This is a genomic window from Cupriavidus sp. 86D6 (assembly GCF_057815095.1).
The window spans coordinates 119,798-140,651 of the sequence record NZ_JBYPSB010000002.1 but is presented as its reverse complement, the minus strand read 5'-3'; the positions used below and the strand labels follow the sequence as shown (position 1 = coordinate 140,651).

16 protein-coding genes are annotated in these 20,854 nt (G+C 67.7%); 10 read left to right on the top strand and 6 right to left on the bottom strand.

The features are described 5' to 3' along the window. The first annotated feature begins 51 nt into the window (after nucleotides 1-51). From lnt to AC3G88_RS05695, 7 genes are all read left to right on the top strand, one after another. Nucleotides 52-1,572, top strand: coding sequence for an apolipoprotein N-acyltransferase (lnt, locus tag AC3G88_RS05725; RefSeq protein ID WP_488893348.1), 1,521 nt, complete (start codon nucleotides 52-54; stop codon nucleotides 1,570-1,572). Nucleotides 1,573-2,035: 463 nt separating this feature from the next. Continuing rightward, nucleotides 2,036-2,989, top strand: coding sequence for a glycine--tRNA ligase subunit alpha (gene glyQ / locus AC3G88_RS05720; RefSeq protein WP_153946588.1), 954 nt, complete (start codon nucleotides 2,036-2,038; stop codon nucleotides 2,987-2,989). Next, nucleotides 2,986-3,606 (top strand): hypothetical protein, encoded by a 621-nt coding sequence (locus AC3G88_RS05715; RefSeq protein WP_153946587.1) that lies wholly within the window; start codon nucleotides 2,986-2,988, stop codon nucleotides 3,604-3,606. The genes glyQ and AC3G88_RS05715 overlap by 4 nt, the downstream gene beginning before the upstream one ends. A 30-nt stretch (nucleotides 3,607-3,636) precedes the next feature. Next, nucleotides 3,637-5,760 (top strand): glycine--tRNA ligase subunit beta, encoded by a 2,124-nt coding sequence (glyS, locus tag AC3G88_RS05710; protein ID WP_488893195.1) that lies wholly within the window; start codon nucleotides 3,637-3,639, stop codon nucleotides 5,758-5,760. A 37-nt stretch (nucleotides 5,761-5,797) separates the two neighbouring features. Continuing rightward, on the top strand, nucleotides 5,798-6,400 hold the full coding sequence (gmhB, locus tag AC3G88_RS05705) for a D-glycero-beta-D-manno-heptose 1,7-bisphosphate 7-phosphatase (RefSeq protein ID WP_488893194.1): 603 nt from the start codon (nucleotides 5,798-5,800) through the stop codon (nucleotides 6,398-6,400). A gap of 34 nt (nucleotides 6,401-6,434) precedes the next feature. After that, on the top strand, nucleotides 6,435-7,196 hold the full coding sequence (locus AC3G88_RS05700; protein ID WP_488770872.1) for a lysophospholipid acyltransferase family protein: 762 nt from the start codon (nucleotides 6,435-6,437) through the stop codon (nucleotides 7,194-7,196). Then, the gene (locus AC3G88_RS05695) at nucleotides 7,193-8,101 is read left to right on the top strand and encodes a M48 family metallopeptidase (protein WP_488893193.1); all 909 of its coding nucleotides are present in this window, start codon (nucleotides 7,193-7,195) and stop codon (nucleotides 8,099-8,101) included. The genes AC3G88_RS05700 and AC3G88_RS05695 overlap by 4 nt, the downstream gene beginning before the upstream one ends. Before the next feature lie 35 nt (nucleotides 8,102-8,136). On the opposite strand, the gene AC3G88_RS05690 is transcribed toward AC3G88_RS05695, so the two are convergent. Next, the gene (locus AC3G88_RS05690) at nucleotides 8,137-10,926 is read right to left on the bottom strand and encodes an autotransporter family protein (RefSeq protein WP_488893192.1); all 2,790 of its coding nucleotides are present in this window, start codon (nucleotides 10,924-10,926) and stop codon (nucleotides 8,137-8,139) included. A 260-nt stretch (nucleotides 10,927-11,186) separates the two neighbouring features. On the opposite strand from AC3G88_RS05690, the gene gloA reads away from it, so the two are divergent. Beyond that, entirely contained in the window at nucleotides 11,187-11,594 is a 408-nt protein-coding gene (gloA, locus tag AC3G88_RS05685; RefSeq protein ID WP_066739460.1) for a lactoylglutathione lyase, read from the top strand. An 11-nt stretch (nucleotides 11,595-11,605) separates the two neighbouring features. After that, nucleotides 11,606-12,511, top strand: a complete 906-nt coding sequence (locus AC3G88_RS05680; protein ID WP_488893191.1) for a DMT family transporter — start codon at nucleotides 11,606-11,608, stop codon at nucleotides 12,509-12,511. A gap of 63 nt (nucleotides 12,512-12,574) precedes the next feature. On the opposite strand, the gene trpS is transcribed toward AC3G88_RS05680, so the two are convergent. From trpS to AC3G88_RS05655, 5 genes are all read right to left on the bottom strand, one after another. Beyond that, the gene (trpS, locus tag AC3G88_RS05675; RefSeq protein WP_488770868.1) at nucleotides 12,575-13,603 is read right to left on the bottom strand and encodes a tryptophan--tRNA ligase; all 1,029 of its coding nucleotides are present in this window, start codon (nucleotides 13,601-13,603) and stop codon (nucleotides 12,575-12,577) included. 80 nt (nucleotides 13,604-13,683) lie between these two features. Further along, nucleotides 13,684-14,526 (bottom strand): 16S rRNA (adenine(1518)-N(6)/adenine(1519)-N(6))-dimethyltransferase RsmA, encoded by an 843-nt coding sequence (gene rsmA, locus AC3G88_RS05670; RefSeq protein WP_488893190.1) that lies wholly within the window; start codon nucleotides 14,524-14,526, stop codon nucleotides 13,684-13,686. 3 nt (nucleotides 14,527-14,529) lie between these two features. Then, nucleotides 14,530-15,594 (bottom strand): 4-hydroxythreonine-4-phosphate dehydrogenase PdxA, encoded by a 1,065-nt coding sequence (gene pdxA, locus AC3G88_RS05665; protein ID WP_488770866.1) that lies wholly within the window; start codon nucleotides 15,592-15,594, stop codon nucleotides 14,530-14,532. 17 nt (nucleotides 15,595-15,611) lie between these two features. After that, nucleotides 15,612-17,081, bottom strand: coding sequence for a peptidylprolyl isomerase (locus AC3G88_RS05660; protein WP_400392073.1), 1,470 nt, complete (start codon nucleotides 17,079-17,081; stop codon nucleotides 15,612-15,614). Between the two features lie 9 nt (nucleotides 17,082-17,090). Continuing rightward, the gene (locus AC3G88_RS05655; RefSeq protein WP_488893189.1) at nucleotides 17,091-19,565 is read right to left on the bottom strand and encodes an LPS-assembly protein LptD; all 2,475 of its coding nucleotides are present in this window, start codon (nucleotides 19,563-19,565) and stop codon (nucleotides 17,091-17,093) included. A gap of 179 nt (nucleotides 19,566-19,744) precedes the next feature. Between AC3G88_RS05655 and AC3G88_RS05650 the strand changes: the two genes are divergently transcribed. Further along, nucleotides 19,745-20,803, top strand: a complete 1,059-nt coding sequence (locus AC3G88_RS05650; RefSeq protein WP_488893188.1) for an aminoglycoside phosphotransferase family protein — start codon at nucleotides 19,745-19,747, stop codon at nucleotides 20,801-20,803. The last annotated feature ends 51 nt before the right edge of the window (nucleotides 20,804-20,854 follow it).

Sequence of the window (20,854 nt, the reverse complement as noted above, 5' to 3'; positions counted from 1 at the left end):
CCTTCCTCCGCTTCCGCTTCCGCTGGCGCCCGCAGCGCATCGCGCCAGGGCATGCTTTTCCGGCTACTGATCGCCGCCGCGCTGGGCGTGGCCCATACGCAGGCATTTGCGCCCCATGACTGGTGGTGGCTGCAGATCCTGTCGCTGGCCGGGCTGGTGGCACTGGTTGCCGATGCGGGCCGCCCGCGCGCGGCGGCCGCCACGGCATACGCATTCGGCATGGGCTGGTTCCTGTCCGGGATCTGGTGGCTCTATATCAGCATGCACGTCTACGGCGAGATGCCGGCGTGGATGGCCACGCTGGCCGTGGTGCTGTTCGGCGCGTACCTGTCGCTATGGCCGGCGCTGGCCGCCGGCGTCTGGCACTGGCTGACGGGCCGCGGCCGTGGCGGCGTCCTGACCGCGCTGGCATTCGGCGCGGCCTGGGCGCTGTCGGAATGGCTGCGCGGCGTGCTTTTCACGGGCTTCCCGTGGCTCGGTAGCGGCTATCCCCATACCGACGGCCCGTTGTCGGGCTTTGCGCCGCTGCTTGGCGTCTACGGCATCACGTTCCTTGCGGCGGCGACATCGGCGTTGCTGGTCACCGCCGTACGCGCCGCGCTGCGCCGTGGCGAACCGGGCGCCACGCGCATCGCCGGCTGGTCCGCCGGGCTGGTGGCCGCCACGCTGGGCGGCGGCCTGGCGCTGGTGCCGGTGGCGTACACCGCCCCGATCGGCAAGCCTGTCAGCGTGCGGCTGTTGCAAGGCAACGTGGCGCAGGACATCAAGTTCGAGCCGGTGGGCATCCAGCGTTCGCTGGAACTGTACCGCGACATGATCACGGCGGCGCCGGCGGACCTCGTCGTTACGCCAGAAACGGCGTTCCCGGTGATCCTGCAGGACCTGCCGGTGGATATCGCCAGGGATGTGCGCACCTATATGGAGAAGACCGGCACCACCGTGGTCTTCGGTGCGGCGGGCGCCGATTCGCCCGTCGACTTCACCAACAGCGTGTTCGCCATCGGGCCGGAGCTGGAGGCGCTTTACCGGTACAACAAGCACCACCTGGTGCCGTTCGGCGAATTCATCCCGTTCGGCTTCCACTGGTTCGTCAACATGATGAAGATGCCGCTGGGCGACTTCCGGCGCGGCACGCTGGATCAGCCGGCGGTGCCGGTGCGAGGCATCCATGTAGCGCCCAATATCTGCTACGAGGATCTGTTCGGCGAGGAAATCGCCGCCACGCTGCGGCAGCAGGCCACGCCCGCCAACCTGCTGGCCAATGTGACCAACCTGGCCTGGTTCGGCGACACCATCGCGCTGGACCAGCATCTGCAGATCTCGCGCATGCGGGCCCTGGAAATGCGCCGGCCGATGCTGCGCGCCACCAATACCGGCATGACGGCCGTGGTCCGGCCGGACGGGACGGTGCAGGCGAAGCTGCCGACGTTCGAAGTGGGTACGCTGACGGCGGACGTGCAGGGCACGCAGGGCCTGACGCCGTATATCCGCTGGGGCAACGTGCCGGCATTGGCCGGCAGCGTGCTCGTGTTGTTGCTGGCGCTGCGGGGGCGGCGCCGGGTGCCGGATTAACCGACCAGCGCGCTGGCCATCGACACGGCGGCGGCGGCCACCATCACGGCGATGGCGACGATATAAGGTTTGCGAGACAGCAGCGACATGACCAATCCCCTAAAGTTGTTGTTTCGAGCCCGCATCGCGTTATCGGCTGCCCCGGCCCAAAGCTGATGCTTTTGGCCCGGGCCCGGCAATCCGGCCTGGCGGCCATCTGGTTTTTGATTCGGTGACCGCGTGCTTTAACTGTATACAAAAACGGTATCGGCACCTATCGGACAGTTCTGAAACCCGTGTCAGGATTTACCCGACCCGTTGCGCCAAGCCGACACCCCCGGCATGCACGATTCGTGCCCTGCGACACCGTTTTCCTGCGGCAACCCGGCTGAGACAGGCCAAAAACCCGATAGAATCCAAGGTTTGGCAAACCCGGCGCGAGACGCTTCGCGCACTTGCCGCCAGCTTTTCATTTCGTCTTCCTATGCTGACCTTCCAACAAATGATTCTGACCCTGCAGGCCTACTGGGACCGGCAGGGTTGCGCATTGCTGCAACCGATCGATCTGGAGGTCGGCGCCGGTACATCGCACGTGCATACGTTCCTGCGCGCGATCGGCCCCGAGCCGTGGCGCGCCGCCTACGTGCAGCCGTCGCGCCGGCCCAAGGACGGCCGCTACGGCGAAAACCCGAACCGCCTGCAGCATTACTACCAGTACCAGGTGGTGCTGAAGCCCGCGCCCGAGAACATCCTGGAGCTCTACCTGGGCTCGCTGGAGGCGCTGGGCCTGGACCTGAAGCAGAACGACATCCGCTTCGTCGAGGACGACTGGGAAAATCCGACGCTGGGCGCCTGGGGCCTGGGCTGGGAAGTCTGGCTCAACGGCATGGAAGTGACCCAGTTCACGTACTTCCAGCAGGTGGGCGGCATCGACTGCAAGCCGATCACCGGCGAAATCACGTACGGCATCGAACGCCTGGCGATGTACCTGCAGAAGGTGGAAAACGTCTACGACCTGGTGTGGACCGAGTGGGAGGAGAACGGCGTGACGCGCCGCCTGACCTATGGCGACGTCTACCATCAGAACGAGGTGGAGCAGTCCACCTACAACTTCGAGCACAGCAACACCGAGATCCTGTTCCGCCACTTTGCCGAGCACGAGGGCGAAGCGCGCCGCCTGATGGGCGATGCCGGCGAGAAGAACGAAGACGGCACGCCGAAGCTGACCGACACCCGTCTGGCGCTGCCGGCGTACGAACAGGTGCTGAAGGCCGCCCACACGTTCAACCTGCTCGATGCGCGCGGCGCCATCTCGGTGACCGAGCGCGCCGCCTATATCGGCCGCATCCGCAACCTGTCGCGCATGGTGGCGCAGGCCTATTACGATTCGCGCGAGGCGCTGGGCTTCCCGATGTGCAACAACGGGGCCCGCGCATGACGGCCCGCGTGCGCGGCGCGCTGGCACTGCTGGCTTTTGCCGTGCCGGTTGCGCTGTCGCCCGCCGGCAGCGCGCTTGCCGCCGCGCGGACGTCGCCCGCGCCGGCGCCGCAGGCCCTGTACCTGCCCGCTGACCTGGCCAATATCTGCGAGGCGGACAGCCAGGCGCTGCAGCAGGCCATCACGCGGCACTGGCGGCCGTCGCTGTCGTCGATCGACCAGTGGGCGCAGCTGGTGCGCTCGTTCTCGTGCGACCTGTCCGGGTCGCGCGACCTCGGCTGGCACCGCGTGCCGCTGCGCGCCTACGAGAGCGCCATCCGCTACCCGCTGCAGTGGGTCGAATGGGAAGACAACGCCGGGCGCTCGCGCCGCACGGTGCGGACCTACTATTCCGCCGCGCAGCTGCCCGCGAAGATCGATTTCTGGGTGGGTGGGCGCATCGACGAGATCCGCTACGACCGCCGGTCCCATCGCATCGACGCACGCTTTCCGGCCGCGGGCACCCGCGGCGCTTCGGGCGTGGCCGCGCAATGCGCCTACACCACGCTGCAATTCCGCCAGCAGAACGGCCTGTGGCTGCTGTCTGGCGTGGAACCCAATCTCGCGCCGCGCTGCTGACGCGCGCGCCCATACCTGTTGGATAGATTCATGTCGCAACCCATGACCGATTCGCTGCTGATCGAACTGTTCACCGAAGAACTGCCGCCGAAGGCGCTGGCCCGCCTGGGCGACGCCTTCGCACAGGGGCTGTTCGATGGCCTCGGCGCGCGCGATCTGCTCGAAGCCGGCGCCGCCGTGACGCCGTTTGCCACGCCGCGCCGCCTGGCCGCCCTGGTGACCGGCGTACGCCGCACCGCGCCGGACCGCGAACAGCGCGAAAAGGTGCTGCCGCTGACCGTGGCGCTGGACGCCAACGGCGCCCCGACCGCCCCGCTGGCCAAGAAGCTGGCCGCCCTGGCCAGGTCGGTGGGCGTGGCCGAGATCGACTGGCAGACGCTGGAGCGCGCCTCTGACGGCAAGGCGGATGCGTTCTTCTACCGCTACACCGCCAAGGGCGCCGCGCTGGCCGACGGCCTGCAGGCCGCGCTGGACGACACGCTGGGCAAGCTGCCGATTCCGAAGCTGATGAGCTACCAGCGCCCGGACGGCACCACGGTGCATTTCGTGCGCCCCGCGCACAGCCTGATCGCGCTGTACGGCGCCGAAATCGTGCCGGTGTCGGCGCTCGGCCTGCCGGCCAGCAACATCACGCAGGGTCACCGCTTCCTGTCGCAGGGCGCCATCGAGATTCCGCACGCCGGCGAATACGCGAGCCTGCTGGAATCGCGCGGCCGCGTGATCGCCGGCTATGCCGACCGCCGCGAACGCATTCGCACCGCCCTGCTCAAGGAAGCCGGCGCCGACCAGGTGATCATGCCCGAGTCGCTGCTGGACGAAGTCAATTCGCTGGTCGAATGGCCGGTGGTCTACCCGTGCCACTTCGAGGAAGCCTTCCTGGCCGTGCCGCAGGAATGCCTGATCCTGACGATGCAGACCAACCAGAAGTACTTTGCGCTGACCGACGCCGCCGGCCACCTGCGCAACCGCTTCCTGATCGTCTCGAACCTGGCCACCGACACGCCGCAGTCGATCATCTCCGGCAACGAGCGCGTGGTGCGCCCGCGCCTGGCCGATGCCAAGTTCTTCTTCGACCAGGACCGCAAGAAGACGCTGGCGTCGCGCGTGCCGCAGCTCGGCAACGTGGTCTACCACAACAAGATCGGCAGCCAGCTGGACCGCGTGCAGCGCCTGCAGCAGATTGCCGGCCATATCGCCGACGCGATGAACGCCGCCGGCGCCCAGGTGGACAAGGCCGCCGCGATGCGCGGCGCCGAACTGGCCAAGGCCGACCTGCTGACCGACATGGTGGGCGAATTCCCCGAGCTGCAGGGCACCATGGGCACGTACTACGCGCGCCATGACGACGAGGCCGAGGACGTGGCGCTGGCGTGCTCCGAGCACTACCGCCCGCGCTTTGCCGGCGACGCGCTGCCCGAAGGCAATGTCAGCACCGCCGTGGCGCTGGCCGACAAGCTCGAAACGCTGGTGGGCATCTGGGGCATCGGCCTGCAGCCCACGGGCGAGAAGGACCCGTTCGCGCTGCGCCGCCACGCGCTGGGCATCCTGCGCATGCTGATCGAAAAGCCGCTGGCGGTGCCGATCGATACGCTGCTGGGCCTGACCGGGCAGGCGTTCGCGGGCATCGCCACCGTGAAGCCGGCGCGCGACGCGATCTCCGACTTCCTGTACGACCGCGTGCGCGGGTACCTGAAGGACAAGGGCTACACCACGAACGAGGTGGAAGCCGTGGTGAGCCTGCGTCCGCAGAGCCTGCACGACATCCTGGCCCGCATGGAAGCCGTGCGCACGTTTGCCGCGCTGCCCGAGGCCGAGGCCCTGGCCGCCGCCAACAAACGCATCACGAACATCCTGAAGAAGACCGACGAGGCCATCGGCACGGTTGACCGCGCCCTGTTCCAGGAGGCCGCCGAAAGCGCGCTGTTCGACGCCATCGAACGGGTGCGTCCGGGCGTGGAAGCCGCCTTCGCGGGTGGCGATTTCACCGCCGCGCTGCGCGACCTGGCCCAGCTGCGCGACGCCGTGGACCGCTTCTTCAACGACGTGATGGTGATGGCCGAGGACGCGAAGCTGCGCGCCAACCGCCTGGCGCTGCTGGCCACGCTGCACGGCCTGGCCAATCGCGTGGCGGACATTTCGAAGCTTGCCGCCTAAGCTGTCCAAGCCGTCTTCAAGCCGCCCCGGAGCCGCCATGCCACAGTCCCAGCCGAAGTTCGTGATCCTCGACCGCGATGGCGTGGTCAACCTGGACAGCGACCACTTCATCAAGACCCCCGACGAGTGGGTGCCGATTGCCGGCAGCCTCGAGGCCATCGCCATGCTGAACCAGGCCGGCTATCGCATCGTCATCGCCAGCAACCAGTCGGGCATTGGCCGGGGGCTGTTCGAGATGAGTGCGCTCAACGCGATGCACGAGAAGATGTACAAGGCGCTGGCCGCGCTGGGCGGCCGCGTGGAAGCCGTGTTCTTCTGCCCGCATACGGCCGCCGACAACTGCGACTGCCGCAAGCCGAAATCGGGCCTGTACGAGCAGATTGGCGAGCGGTTCGGCATCGAACTGCGCAACGTGCCCACGGTGGGCGATTCGCTGCGCGACCTCGAAGCCGGCGTGGCCGTGGGCTGCGTGCCGCACCTGGTGCGCACCGGCAAGGGCCTGCGCACGCTGGACAAGGGCGGCCTGCCGGCCGGCACGCGCGTGCATGACGACCTGGCCGCGTTCGCGCGCTGGCTGATCGCCGAAGGGGCGCACAAGGCCCCCGCCCCGAGCGCCCACGCGGCGCAGCCCGCTTCCTGAGGCCTGCCCGCCTCCTGATTCTTCGCCCCCATCGATGACCTTTATCCGCTCCCTGCTGTTCGCGCTGTACCTGGTGGTGCTGACCCCGCCCTACGCGTGCATGTGTTTCATCGTCTTCCCGTTCATGAACGCGGAGAACCGTTTCCGCTTCGTGCGCGGCTGGCCGCGCCTGGTGATCTGGGCCGCGCGCCTGATCTGCGGCATCCAGTACCGCATCGAAGGCATGGAGAAGATGCTGGCGATGCTGGACAAGCCCGTGGTGCTGCTGTCCAAGCACCAGTCGGCCTGGGAAACCGTGGCCTATGTGGCGCTGATGCCCAAGCCGCTGTGCTTCGTGTTCAAGCGTGAACTGCTGTTCGTACCGTTCTTCGGCTGGGCGCTGGGCATGCTCAAGATGGTCCACATCAACCGCAAGGACGGCACCCGGGCGTTTGCCTCGGCCGCCCGGCAGGGCCGCGAGCGGCTCAACGAGGGCGCCTGGATCATCATGTTCCCCGAGGGCACGCGCACCCCGGCCGGCAAGGAAAACCCGCGCTACAAGAGCGGGGGCGCCCGCCTTGCCGTGGAAACGGGTGCGTGGGTCTTTCCGATGGCGGTCAACTCGGGCCGCCTCTGGCCGCGCAATTCGTTCCTGAAGTACCCGGGCATGATCACGATCTCGATTGGCGACGCGATTCCGTCGGCCAACAAGACCGCCGACGTACTGAACCAGGAGGTGGAAGCCTGGATCGAGGCAGAGATGCGTCGCATCGATCCGGAAAGCTACCGCCGCGCAGGGAGCCAGGCCACCGCATGAAGCTGTTGCGCCCCACCGCCGACCCCAACGCGCAGCTGGAGCTGCCGCTGGCCGACGCCACGCCGCCCGTCCCGCCCGCGCAGCAGCACCTGCTTGCGCCGGCGCCCGACGCGCAGCCGGGTACCGGCCCGGCGGGCGAGCGGGGTGGTGACCGGGGTGGCGATATGTGGCCGCCGATCCTGCCCAATGGCCGCATGCTGCAGGTCGGCGAACGTACGCTGCACTATTCGCTCAAGCGATCGTCGCGCCGGACCATCGGGTTCACGGTGGATGACCGCGGGCTGTCGATCACGGCCCCGCGCTGGGTCACGCTGGTCGACATCGAGTCGGCCATTCTTGAAAAACAACGCTGGATCTTTGCCAAGCTTGGCGAATGGCGCCATCGGGAGTCGCGCCGCGTGCTGCCCACCGTGCAGTGGCGCGACGGCGCCGAACTGCCGTTCCTGGGCCAGCCGGTCACGCTGCGGCTCGAATCGCCGGCCGGCGTGCTGTGTTTCGATGCCGATACGCGCGTGCTGCATCTGGCGCTGCCGGCACACGCCGAAGAGCAGCAGATCAAGGACCGCGTGCAGGGCTGGCTGCAGAACCAGGCCCGCCGGCTGCTGGCTGAACGACTCGACCTCTACGCCGCCAAACTTGGCGTGCGCCACACCGGCTTTGCGCTGACGTCGGCGGCCACGCGCTGGGGCAGCTGCACCGCCGACGGCAAAATCCGGCTCAACTGGCGCCTGATGCATTTCCCGCTGTCGATGATCGACTACGTGGCCGCGCACGAGCTCGCGCACCTGAAGGAAATGAATCACAGCCCGCGCTTCTGGGAAACCGTCGAATCGATCTTTCCCGAGTTCCGCGACGCACGCGCCCGCCTGCGCGCGCATCCGCCCGAGCTGCTGCCGACGTTCTGACCGGCCGATGGGCTGGCTGGCTGAACCCGCGCGGCTCACCAGGCATAGCGCGCGCCCAGCCGCAGCGCGTACTGCCGGTAGCCCTGGTTGCCCCACTGCCCGCCGATATTCCCCCAACTGCTCCAGCCACGTGACAACCTCGCGTCGATGCCGAGCTTGAGCTCGTAGCGGTCCCGCGGAAACAACTGCCCCAGCACCGTCTCGCTGAATCCGACCGATGTGCTGGCCTGGTCGTGCCACCAGTTCAGCGTGGCATAGGGCTGCAGCCGTCCGCCATCGTCCCGGTCCAGCGTGCGGAACATCCGCATGCCGAGCCGTGTCATCAGCCCATTGGTATCGCCACCGCTGACTTGCGTGCCGCCGGGCTCGGTCACGCTGACGCCACGATGCCGCAGCCATGCCACCTGCGCCTGCGGCTCGACCCGCCATGACGACGCCGCCAGCGGCAGCGCCCATCCCCCTTCGAGCGACACGTTCCACGCCTGGCTGTGATAGCCGACCCTGGGCAGCTGGTCGCCGCGCACATGGCTGTCGAACCAGGCGTACTGGAACCAGGTGTCGACATAGGGCCCCAGGTCCGACGCGGCCTGGCCGAACCACGTGGCGTACACGCCCGCGCCATAGCCGTTCACCTCGCCTTGCGCCCGGGCGGTGTTGCCCGCGGCCAGGCCGTCGGTGCGCACGTTGCCGTAGCCGAACATCGCGCCCACGTGCAGCCGGTCGGCCGCGCCGAACAGCGAGCCGCGCGCAAAATCGCCGCCCCCTTGCAGGATCACCGTATTGGCCCGCGCGCTGTAGTCGTTGCCACGGCTGCCGCTTTCGGCGGTCTTGCCCACCACGCGCAGCCATCCAGCCGGTGCCGACGAAAACGGCAACTCGCCCATCCGGTCATGCAGGCTGTGCAGGAACAGGCTGGCCGCCGCGTGCTCGTTGGCGATGTAGGCGGGCACTTCGGGCCGGTACATCGGCTTGGGCGGGGTCGGAGGGGCCGGAGGGGCCGGAGGGGCCGGGGGATCGGGAGGCGTGGGCGGCGGGTCGGGAGGCGTGGGCGGGTCGGGCGGCGTCGGCAGTTGCTGCGACCTCAGATACCAGTTGCCATCGGCGGGGCGCTGCGTGCTGCCGCGATACAGCCGGTATTCGTAAGGCCCGGCCACGGCGCGGCCCGCCAGCACGAAGGTGCCGGCCGGGGCGCTGCCGCCATTGATGGCCTCGATCACGCGGATTCCCTCGCTCGTCAGCGCCCCCTTGCCGCCGGCGTTGACAATGCGCAAGGCGGTCGCACCGGTTGCCGTGCCGCCGTCGATCACGAGCTTGTCCGCCGGCGATCCGTCGCCCGCCAGCGCCGCCGTCAGCCCCAAAGTGCCGCCCTGGCTGTGGTACTGGCTGACCGTGAGCGCATGGAACACGCCGTCCGCAGGCGGCGCGAAGGCCACCGTGCTGCCGATGTTCTCTAGCCGCGTCAGGTTGGAGTCGTCTGTCACCAGCCAGGCCGAGTTGTCGCGCAGGGCCAGCCGTACCGCGTGCTGCCCGCCCCCTTCGGCGGGCAGCACCAGGGAGGCACCCCGCAACGCCGAGCCGCTGGCCGTGACATCGACGACGATCGGGGCGGTCCGGGAATCGACGATCAGCATGTAGTGGCCCGCCACGCTGCTGCCAGTGATCGCCACCGCTGCCGGACCGCCCAGGAACGACAGCGCGCTGCCCTGGCTTGCCAGCAGCGTGCTGCGCGTGATCTCGGCGGTCTGCAGCATCGAATCGTCGGTGCTGTACATCGACAGCGCACTGCCACCGGTGCCGGTGCTGACGGCGCTGCCGTTGCGCAACGCAATATGGGCCTGGTCGACCACCTGCATCGCCGACGTGGCCATGCCCGAGACCGTCACCGCCGTGCCATCGGCCACGATCTGGCTGCCCGTTCCACGCGCGGACAGTCCGTGCGCACCGCGCATCAGCGTGGTGACGCTCCCGCCGGTCATCGTCACGGTGCCGCCGTTGATGGCCTCGACACCGACAGACCCGGGCCCGGTTGTGACGATCGTCGTATCTTCGGCGTGCACGGCCGTGGCACTCTGCGCCAGCACGCCGAAGGCAACGAGCCCACTGGTCGCGATATCCACGCCGCGCAGCACGATCGTGCCCGATCCGTTCGCCGATCCGGCGCCCGGCGATTGCGTGCCGCTGGTCTGGATGGGAATGCGCGCGCCCTGCCCATCGACCGTGACACTCGAGTTCGATGAAGTCAGGGCCACGCCGGGCGCGGTATCGCCGGTCGTGGTGATCGAACTGGCGCCGAGCAGCGACACCGTGCCCGTGGCCACGGTAATGCCTGCTGCCTCCGCGCCCTGCGTCAGAATCCGCGAATCGTGCATCTGGAGGATGCCGCCATAGTCGGCAAACAGGGCGTGTCCGCGCTCGCCCGACGTGGAGATATCGACCTGCCCGGTGACGGTCGCGCTGCCGAATGCATGGACGCCGTTCGAATGCGCACCCAGCATCGTCAGGGTGCTGCCGGGCGCGTTGAAATGGATGGCGCCGCCCGATTCGGCGTAGGCGCCTGTGGATTCGTTGCCGCCCGAGTGCAGGGTGACCGGCCCCGTGACGGTGATCGATCCGTTGTTGGCCGCATGAAAGACCGAAGCGTAGCCGCTGTTGCCCGTGTCGAACGTGCCGCCGGCAACCGTCCCGCTGCAGTTGTTGGCGGTGTAGGACTTCGCGGTCGGTGAGGGTGGCGCGCAATCCGCAGCGTGAGCGGAAGGCGCCGCCATCGCCATGGCCAGCAAGCACGCCAGTGCGCCGCATGTACTGCCCAGGCAGCATCGCGTCATACAGTTTCCCCTCTGTCAGAGAAAGCCTGTCGCGCGACCTTCGGCGCTGCCGCGCCGTGATGGACCGGCGTAGGCGTTCGTGCAGCTGTCGAAAGCAATCGGCAATGTAGCAACTTCCGGGCCTCCGCGCCCGCGCTGCCGATGTGAAATTTTCTTTGCCGCGTGTTCAGCGGTGCCACGGCGGGCCATCCGGCACGATGGCGCGGGCAGGACTAGAATGACGGACTCTGTTGTCTCAACAACCCAAAGAAGGTCCCCCTATGCGACTCCTCCACACCATGCTGCGCGTTGGCGACTACCAACGCTCGATCGACTTCTACACGCGCGTGCTGGGCATGCAACTGCTGCGCGAAAGCGACAATCCCGAGTACAAGTACCGCCTGGCCTTCGTCGGCTACGGCCCGGAAAGCGAAACGGCCGTGCTGGAACTGACCTACAACTACGGCGTCGACCAGTATGACCTGGGCACCGCCTACGGCCATATCGCGCTGGAAACCCCCAACGCCGCCGAGGCCTGCGACCGCATCCGCGCCGCCGGCGGCAAGGTCACGCGCGAGGCGGGCCCGGTCAAGGGCGGCACCACGGTGATTGCCTTCGTGGAAGACCCCGATGGCTACAAGATCGAACTGATCGAACGCAACTCCACCCGCGACGCCGCCCGTCCGTAAGCGACGCGGCGATGTCCACACAACTGATAACAAGGCGCCCGCTGGACAGCATGGCCATCGGACTGATGGTATTGCTGTGCGCCGCATGGGGACTCCAGCAGGTGGTCATCAAGGTCACCGCTCCGTTGATGGGCGCCGTGCTGCAAGCCGGCGTCCGCTCGGCCATCGCCGCGCTGCTGGTGTTCGCGTTTGCCGCGTGGCGTGGCACCCCGCTCTGGGAACGCGACGGCACGCTGCGCGCCGGGCTGGTTGCCGGCCTGCTGTTCGGCGCCGAGTTCTTCTGCATTTTCGTCGGGCTGGGCCACACCACGGCATCGCGCATGGCCGTGTTCCTCTACACGGCGCCGATTTTCACCGCGCTGGGCCTGCACCTGTTCGTGCCGGGGGAACACCTGCGGCGCGGCCAGTGGGCCGGCGTCGCGCTGGCGTTCCTGGGCATGGTGCTGGCATTCGCCGATGGCATCGTCACCGCATCCGCGCAGTCGAGCACGCTGCTCGGCGACGCGCTGGGCGTAGCGGCCGGCGCGCTGTGGGCCGCCACGACGATCGTGGTACGGGGCAGCAAGCTGTCTCACGCGCCGGCCAGCAAGACGCTGCTCTATCAGCTGGCGGTGTCGGCGGTGCTGCTGCTGGTGATGGCGGTGGCCGCAGGCCAGGTCCATCGCGTGGAAGTCACAGGGTTCGTGGTGGCCAGCCTGTTCTACCAGTCGGTGCTGATCGCCTTTGCCAGCTATCTGATCTGGTTCTGGCTGCTGCGCCAGTATCTGGCATCGCGACTATCGGTATTCTCGTTCCTGACCCCGCTGTTCGGGGTGGCCTTCGGCGTGCTGCTGATGCACGACCACGTCGGCATGCGATTCGCGCTGGCGGCGGTGATGGTGCTCGGAGGCATCGTACTGGTGAACCGGAAGGCCTGAGCGGCCTTCGGTGTCCGTCCCTCCCGGCTGGCGGGAGGGACGCATGGCGCGTGAAAGGCCCGATTACTTCGGGAACGAGAACATGCCCACCGCGCCGCGCACTTCGTCCAGCGTCTGCTGGGTCAGTTCGCGGCCAGCTTCCGTGCCCTTCCTGAGGATGTCGAACACGTAGCCCGGGTCCTGCGCCAGTTGCTCGCGGCGCTCGCGGATCGGGCGCAGCATTTCCTGGAGGATGCCTTCCACGCGGCGCTTGAGCACCATGTCGCCCAGGCCGCCGCGCTGGTAGTGTTCCTTGAGCGCCTGTACTTCCTCCACGTTCGGATCGAACGCGTCCAGGTACGTGAACACGACGTTGCCTTCGACCTGGCCCGGGTCCGACACCTTCAGATGGTTCGGATCGGTGTACATCTTGTGCACGGCTTCGCGGATCTGGTCCGGCGACGCCCCCAGCGGAATCGCGTTGCCCTGCGACTTGCTCATCTTGGCCTTGCCATCGACGCCCGGCAGGCGGCCATGCTTCGGAATCAGCGCGGCGGCCTCGGGCAGGATGTCGCGGCCCACCTGATGGTTGATGCGGCGCACGATTTCGTTGGTCTGCTCGATCAGCGGCGCCTGATCCTCGCCCACCGGCACCAGCACGGCCTTGAAGCCGGTGATGTCGGCGGCCTGCGAGGCCGGATAGCACAGGAAGCCGGCCGGGATGTCGCGGCCAAAGCCACGGGCCTGGATCTCTTCCTTGATCGTCGGGTTGCGCTCCAGGCGCGACACCGTGACGAAGTTCAGGTACATCAGCGTCAGTTCAGCCAGCGCGGGCAGGTGCGATTGCACCGTGATCGTGGTCTTGGCGGGGTCGATGCCCACGGCCAGGTAGTCCAGCGCCACTTCCAGCACGTTGCGGCGAACCTTGTCCGGGTCGTGCGCGTTGTCGGTCATCGCCTGCGTATCGGCCAGCAGCACGTACTGCTTGTGCGTTTCCTGCAGGGCCACGCGGCTCTTGAGCGAGCCAACGTAGTGGCCCAGGTGCAGCGGGCCGGTGGGACGATCGCCAGTCAGGATGACGGGACGCGGATCGGTCTTGGTCTGTTCGGTCATGAGCGTCGCGATTGCTTCAGGATGTTCGGAGATTCAGCGGGAAATTCGAATTCGGTATCGGCTGCCCTGGGGCTGCGGTGTCAGGCGGCGCCGCGCGCAGGCGGCACGGCGCTGTTGCCGACGATGCGGGCCAGTTCGACATACTCGGCCACCGGCACTTCCTCGGCCCGGCGGCCCAGGTCGAAGCCGAGCGCGTCGAAGTCCACCTGGTCGCGCAGGAACGACAGCGTGTTTCGCAGCACCTTGCGGCGCTGCGAAAACGCGGCGGTCACCACGTCGCCCAGCACACCGGGGTCGCACGCCGGATACGGCGAACGCCGCGTACCGTCTTCGGCGCGCGGCCAGGGAATCATGCGCACCACGGCCGAATCGACCTTGGGCGGCGGGTTGAACGACGCAGGCGGCACGTCGAGCACGTGTTCCATGTGGTAGCGCACCTGCAGCATGATCGATAGCCGGCCAAACGCCTTGCTGCCCGGCTCGGCCACCATGCGCTCGACCACTTCCTTCTGCAGCATGAAATGCTGGTCGCGCACGTGATCGGCGAAATCCATCAGATGGAACAGCAGCGGGCTCGAGATGTTGTACGGCAGGTTGCCCACGATGCGCAGCGCGCGGGCCGGCTCCTTGAGCTTGCCGAAGTCGAACGCCAGCGCGTCGCCGGCATGCACGGTCAGGCGGTCGTTGTAGCGGTTGCGCAGGCGCTCCACGAGATTGCGGTCGAGCTCCACCACCTGCATGCTGGGCAGGCGTTCGAGCAGCGGGTTCGTCAGCGCGCCCAGACCGGGTCCGATTTCGACGACGACGTCGTCGGGCTGCGGATCGATCGCGTTGACGATGCCGTAGATGATGCCGTCATCGACCAGGAAGTTCTGGCCGAATCGTTTGCGGGCCACATGGCCCTGATGCACGTTTGGACGCATAAGTCAGTGCCGGCCGTTGGCGGACGCGCCGTTGCCGTGGCGTCCGCTGGCATGGCCGGCCATGGTAATGGCACACCGGATGGCCTCGATCATGCTGCCGTGCTCCGCCCGGCCGGTGCCGGCCAGGTCGAGCGCGGTGCCATGATCCACCGATGTGCGGATAAAGGGCAGGCCCAGTGTGATGTTGACGCCGTGGCCGAAGGTGCCGTACTTGAGTGGCGCCAGACCCTGGTCATGGTACATCGCCAGCACGCAGTCGGCATCGCGCAGGTGCCGCGGCTGGAACAGCGTGTCGGCGGGATACGGCCCGCGTGCGTCGATGTCGGCGTCGCAGGCCAGCGCCAGCGCCGGGCCGATGACGTCGATCTCCTCGCGGCCCATATGCCCCGATTCGCCGGCATGCGGGTTGAGCCCCGTCACCAGGATACGGGGGCGGGCAATGCCGAAATGGCGGCGCAGATCGTGGTCGACGATCTTCAGCGTCTCCTGCAGCATCGGAATGGTCAGCGCGTCGGGCACGGCGCGCAGCGGCAGATGGGTGGTGGCCAGCGCCACGCGCAACATGGCGTTGTCATGCGCGGGCTGCGGCCCGGCCAGCATCATCACCACGCGCGGCACGCCGGCGCGTTCGGCCAGGTATTCGGTATGGCCTGTGAACGGCACGCCGGCGTCGTTGATCGTGCTCTTCTGCACCGGCGCGGTGATCATGGCCGCAAAGCGACCGGCCTGCAGGCCGTCGATGGCGGCATCGAGCAGCGCCAGCACGTAGCGGCCATTGCGGGCATCGAGCTGGCCGGCCTCGCAGGCCACGCCCAGCGCCACATCCTCGACCACCACATCGCCATCGGCCAGCCGGCGCTGCCACGCATGCGCCACGCCCAGCGCCTCGGCGCGCCGTGCCAGCAGGCGCGCGTCGCCGATCACATGGAACCGGTACGCGCCATGGCCCATGCCATTGGCCGCGCCGCCAAGCTGCAGCAGGGCCCCGATCGTGATGTCGGGGCCGATGCCGGCGGGTTCGCCGGTGGTGATGGCAAGCGCCAGGGGCGCAGGTGCAGGGTCGGGCATGGCAGGAGCGGCGCGCGTCAGCGTTGTCGGTTGATCCGGTATTCCACGTACGCCGCGCTGCGCAGCTGGCGCACCCAGTCATCATAGGCGGCGCGCAGCTTCTGTTCCCGCACTTCCTGCCGGGCGAAGTCGCGCTGCTTCTCGGCGGAGACCTCGGTCTCGCGACGGTTTTCCACCTGGATCAGGTGCACGCCGAACTGCGTGACCACCGGCTCGGAGATTTCACCCGGGCGCAGGCGGTTCATGGCCTGTTCGAACGCCGGCACCAGTTCGCCCGGCGACACCCAGCCCAGTTCGCCGCCCTGCTGGGCGGAACCGTCCTGCGAGTAGCGGCGCGCCGCATCGGCAAAATCGGCGCCGTGCGCGAGACGGTCGCGCAGCGTCGTCATCTGGCGCCTGGCTTCCGCCTCCGGCATGTTCGGGCCGGTACGGATCAGGATGTGGCGCACCTGGGTCTGCGTGATGTGGTCGGCCGTGGCCTGCTGCGCCGGAGCCGCCGTGCGCTTGGCCGCCAGCTTGAGCACATGGAAGCCGTTGGCCGATTCCACCACGTCCGGCACCACCTTGCCCGGCTGCAGGTCGACCACGGCATTGGCGAACAGCGCCGGCAGGCGGCCGATCTCGCGGAAACCGAGCGCGCCGCCCTGCGACGCTTCGGGCGCGTCCGAATTGGCCTTGGCCAGTTCGGCAAAGTCCGCGCCGCCCTGCGCCTGCTTGAGCAGGCCTTCGGCCTTGGCCTTGAGCTGTGCCTTCTGGGCCTCGGATGCGTCATCGGGCACGCGCACCAGGATCTGCTGCACGTTGTATTCGGCCGGGCCCACGGCGGCGGGCTGACCGCTGCGCGCCGCCAGGAAGTTGTCGATCTCGCCGTCGTAGACCTGCACCTTCGAGTCCACTTCGCGTTCGCGCAGGCGGATCACCTGCACCTGCTTGCGCAGTTCGTCGCGGTACTTGGTCCAGCTCATGCCGCTGGCCTCCACGCGGCTGCGCAGGTCAGTCGCCGACATCTTGTTCTGCTGCGCGACCGATTCGATCGCACGGTCCACTTCCTGGTCGGTGACCTTGATCCCGGCGTCCTGCGCGGCCTGCGTCTGCACGCGCTCCATCACCAGCCGCTCCAGCACTTCGCCAAGCAGGTCCGGCCGCTCGGGAATCGGGCGATTCGCGGCCCGAAGCTGGTTCTCGATCTCGTCGGCCCGGTCAAGCAGCTCGCGACGCGTGATCACGCTGTTGTTGACGATGGCAACCACCTCGTCCACCAGCTGCGATCGCTTCTGCGCCGGCTGCGGAATGCCCATCTGCGGCTGGCTGGGCGCCACCGTGCTCGTCTGGCCACTCTGCTGCGGCACGAAGATGCCCTGGGTGCGCGCGCCCGGGGCGCGCAGTTGCGCGGCGGCCGGAGCGGCCAGCGTGACGAGCACCGCGGAGAGCAGCACCTGCTGCCAGGGATTCAGGCGGGACATAACCGAAAAGGCTTGACGTTTCATCTTGGTCCGTCATTCATAGTGATCGTACGGGGACGTGGGCACCGGTCGCGCGGTCACGGGCTCGTAGCCCGGCACGTTCAGGCGCAGCATGTCCAGCGGATTGGAGCCGACTTTCGACAATCCGCGGAATTCCACCTGCAGGAAGACCCGGCCGGTGTATCCGTTCGTGGTGTTGCGGAAACGCTGGTACACGAAGCGGCCGACCCAGCAATCGGCCGTGTATTCAAAGCCGGCCAGCGCATCCACCAGCTGGTTGGCCGACTGGTCATACGCCACGCGGCCAATGCCGTAGACGCGCTGGGTGATCGGCCACTGGCCCGACACCTCGAACTGGTCGATCGCGGTATTGTCCGTGACCGACGTGGGCCGGCGGTAGCGATAGCCCATGTTGAGCAGCTTGCGCGACTCCGGACGCCACTGGAACGCCACGTTCGAGTAGTTGACACGGTTCTGGTCCGGATTCCACTGGATGCCCGCGTCAAGGTAGTAGCCGCGGAACAGCTGGATGGTCGTCGCGGCCAGCAGGTCCGAATACGTCGGCTTGGTATCGTTCAGCGTGCCGCCAATCTGCACGCGCTGGCCGGTGAAGTCGATCCGTTGCGCGATCGTACCGCGGAACCGCTCGACGCCGGTCTCGGACTCGATCAGGCGGGTGGTCAGGCCTGCGGTCAGCTTGTTGTTGTCGGCAATCCGGTCATTACCGCTGAACGGGTTCTCGGTAAAGATCTGGCCATAGCTGAAGTCCGACTGCACGGTGTCGAACAGCGGAAACTGGCTCTGGTCGCGGAACGGCGTGTAGACGTAGAACAGGCGCGGTTCCAGCGTCTGCGTGTAGCTCACGCCGAACAGCCGGCTCAGGCCCGGCGCATCGCGCTCGAACGTCATGCCCGAATCGACGCTGACGGTCGGAATCGCACGGCTCAGCGTGTTGGACGCGCCAGTCGTGTTCGTGCCCGCGTCCATGTTGTACTGCGCCGCGTTGAAGATCACCTTCGGCGTCACATACCAGCCCGGCCGGATGATCGGGTAGCTGATCGAAGGGTTGAAGTAGGCGCGACTGCCTTCGGGTTGCTGGAATCCCGTCGAGGTCAGCGGAATCTTGAAGCGCGTGTAATCGGTGTCCAAGGCGATATCGAACCCGCCAAGGTCATAGCGTGTGTACCTGGCACTGATCTGCGGCTCGCGCTCGTACGACGGCTCGCTGGGGCGAAGCGTCTGGAATTTCTGGACCCGCGCCAGGAACGTCCAGTTCTGCCAGCCGTAAACCACGCCCCCTTCCTGCGTGTACTGACGCAGGGTTGACTGCGATACACTCCGCGTCAGGTCATCCGGATACTGGTCATCCGAGACCTTGCTGACGTTCGCGTACGCCGTCATGCCCGGGATGATCGCCTGGTTGTGTTGGACCGAGTACGCCCAGCGGTCGCGGCCGGCCTTCTTGTCGTCGGGCAGGATTTCCGCACGGATTCGGCCGCTGTAGCCTGCGCCGATATACCGGAAATCACCGCCCAGCTGCACCCCGCGCGACGACAGGATACGCGGATACACGGTCAGGTCGCGGTTCGGCGCCAGATTGAAGTAGTACGGGACCGTGATATCCGCGCCCGACTTCGAGCTGTAGCCGAACAGCGGCGGCAGCACACCGCTGCGGCGATCGTTGTTCAGCGGGAACGAAAACGCCGGCGCCGCCGCCACGGGCACGCCGAAGAAGTTCAGCACGCCGCCGTAGGCCACGCCCACCTCGCGATCGCTATCGAGATCGAGCTTGCGCGCGCTGAAATACCAGTCGGCATTGTCGGGCGAGCAGGTCGTATAGGTGGCCTTCTTGAGCGTGCTGCGGTCCGGATCGAGGAAGTCGATCCGCTCGGCGCTGCCCGATCCCCCGGTCTGGTCGAAATAGTAGTCCGGCGACAGCATGTAGCCTTCGTTGGCCTGCACGCGCAGCTTTGCCTCCGGGCCCACAGCCAGCGTGCCGCTCTTGGACAAGCGCACGTTGCCCGTCGCGTGGGCCTCGTCCGTGTCCTGGTCATAGGTCAGCTTGTCGCCCTTGACCACACCACCATCGCGGCGCAGTTCGGCATTGCCTTCGAGTTCGACGCCCTTCTCGTTGTACCCGGTCATCCGGTCGCCCGAGGCATAGGCCGGTGCATTCGGATTCGAGGGCGTAGACGAGGGCGCCACCCCCAGCGTGCTGCTGCCCGCATTGGCGGGCTGGCGCGGCGGTTCGGTCAGGCGCGGCACCAGTTCGCCCGCCTCGGGCGGCGGCGGCTCGGGCTCGGCAGCCTGGGTGACCACCGGCTCGATCATCTCGATATTGGGAATGGTGGACGCAGCGCCGTACTGCGCATGCGCGTTGACCGAAAGGCCGGCCATGGCCAGCACGAGCGGTCGCAGGGCGCTGGCGGGCACGCGGGCGCGCCGGGGCATGCCCTGGAGCGCAGGCGGTCGGGTGGCCGGATGATGCGGTTGTCGTTGTTCGGTCATGCAAACGGTTGTCGGTCGGCTCGGCGGCGGGCGCTGCGCGGGGCGTCGCAATGCGGCTCCCGCGCCCCCCAGCCCAATGCCGGAGCGGGCTGCGGGGCGACAAAGGCCCCTCCCGAGGGCCACCCGGCGCCCGGGTCTGGTCGGGTATTATACGGGGCATCGTATTCTCCCTTTCCGGCATGGCTGCACTTATTGACGACCCGGGTCACGACCCGCGCATCGAACAACTGAAATCGTGGGTGGCCGGACTCGGCACAACCTGGTCGATCGACCCCGCTTCGTGCGTGCCGGCATCGGCCGACGCCAGCTTCCGCCGCTACTTCCGGGTGCGGACCGGCCATCCCGGGCATCCGACCGCCATCGTGATGGACGCGCCCCCGGCCCATGAGGACTGCCGGCCGTTCATCCACGTGGCAAAGCTGTTCGGCGATGCCGGCGTGACGGTGCCCACCGTGCTGGAACAGGACCTGGCGCAGGGTTTCCTGCTGCTGGCCGACCTGGGCAGCCAGACCTACCTGTCGCGGCTGGACGCCGCTTCGGCCCGTCCGCTGTATGGTGATGCCGCCGCCGCGCTGGTGCGGATCCAGCTGGCCACGCGCCCCGGCGAACTGCCGGCGTACGACCGCCCGCTGCTGCAGCGCGAACTGGACCTGTTCCCGCAGTGGTATGTGGGCCGGCACCTTGGCGCCACGCTCGACGACCGCCAGCAGGCCGATCTGCGCGAGGTCTTCGACACGATCCTGGCCAACAACCTGGCCCAGCCACAGGTCTACGTCCACCGCGACTACCACTCGCGCAACCTGATGGTCCTGCCCGAAGGCGCCACGGTGGGCGCCAATCCGGGCATCCTGGACTTCCAGGACGCCGTGATCGGCCCGATCACCTACGACGCGGTGTCGCTCTGGCGCGACGCCTATATCGAATGGGAAGAAGAGCAACAGCTCGACTGGCTGATCCGCTACTGGGAACAGGCGCGCAAGGCGGGCCTGCCAGTGGCTGCCGATTTTGGCGATTTCTACCGCGATTTCGAATGGATGGGCCTGCAGCGCCACCTGAAGGTGCTGGGCATCTTCGCGCGGCTGTACCACCGCGACGGCAAGGACGGCTATCTGGCCGACATGCCGCTGGTGCTCAAGTACACGCGCAGCGTGGCGGGCCGCTATTCGGAAATGCGCAAGCTCGTGCGTCTGCTTGACGCCCTGGAAGGCACCGAGCGGCCCACCGGCCTGACGTTCTGACCGTGTCCGCGCCTGTTGAAACGCCCCCGGACCCTTCCATCACGCGCCGCG

Coding starts and splice junctions, on each gene's coding strand:
- lnt (WP_488893348.1), top strand. CDS start 52: ATGCTTTTCCGGCTACTGATCGCCGCCGCGCTGGGCGTGGCCCATACG.
- glyQ (WP_153946588.1), top strand. CDS start 2,036: ATGCTGACCTTCCAACAAATGATTCTGACCCTGCAGGCCTACTGGGAC.
- AC3G88_RS05715 (WP_153946587.1), top strand. CDS start 2,986: ATGACGGCCCGCGTGCGCGGCGCGCTGGCACTGCTGGCTTTTGCCGTG.
- glyS (WP_488893195.1), top strand. CDS start 3,637: ATGTCGCAACCCATGACCGATTCGCTGCTGATCGAACTGTTCACCGAA.
- gmhB (WP_488893194.1), top strand. CDS start 5,798: ATGCCACAGTCCCAGCCGAAGTTCGTGATCCTCGACCGCGATGGCGTG.
- AC3G88_RS05700 (WP_488770872.1), top strand. CDS start 6,435: ATGACCTTTATCCGCTCCCTGCTGTTCGCGCTGTACCTGGTGGTGCTG.
- AC3G88_RS05695 (WP_488893193.1), top strand. CDS start 7,193: ATGAAGCTGTTGCGCCCCACCGCCGACCCCAACGCGCAGCTGGAGCTG.
- AC3G88_RS05690 (WP_488893192.1), bottom strand. CDS start 10,926: ATGACGCGATGCTGCCTGGGCAGTACATGCGGCGCACTGGCGTGCTTG.
- gloA (WP_066739460.1), top strand. CDS start 11,187: ATGCGACTCCTCCACACCATGCTGCGCGTTGGCGACTACCAACGCTCG.
- AC3G88_RS05680 (WP_488893191.1), top strand. CDS start 11,606: ATGTCCACACAACTGATAACAAGGCGCCCGCTGGACAGCATGGCCATC.
- trpS (WP_488770868.1), bottom strand. CDS start 13,603: ATGACCGAACAGACCAAGACCGATCCGCGTCCCGTCATCCTGACTGGC.
- rsmA (WP_488893190.1), bottom strand. CDS start 14,526: ATGCGTCCAAACGTGCATCAGGGCCATGTGGCCCGCAAACGATTCGGC.
- pdxA (WP_488770866.1), bottom strand. CDS start 15,594: ATGCCCGACCCTGCACCTGCGCCCCTGGCGCTTGCCATCACCACCGGC.
- AC3G88_RS05660 (WP_400392073.1), bottom strand. CDS start 17,081: ATGAAACGTCAAGCCTTTTCGGTTATGTCCCGCCTGAATCCCTGGCAG.
- AC3G88_RS05655 (WP_488893189.1), bottom strand. CDS start 19,565: ATGACCGAACAACGACAACCGCATCATCCGGCCACCCGACCGCCTGCG.
- AC3G88_RS05650 (WP_488893188.1), top strand. CDS start 19,745: ATGGCTGCACTTATTGACGACCCGGGTCACGACCCGCGCATCGAACAA.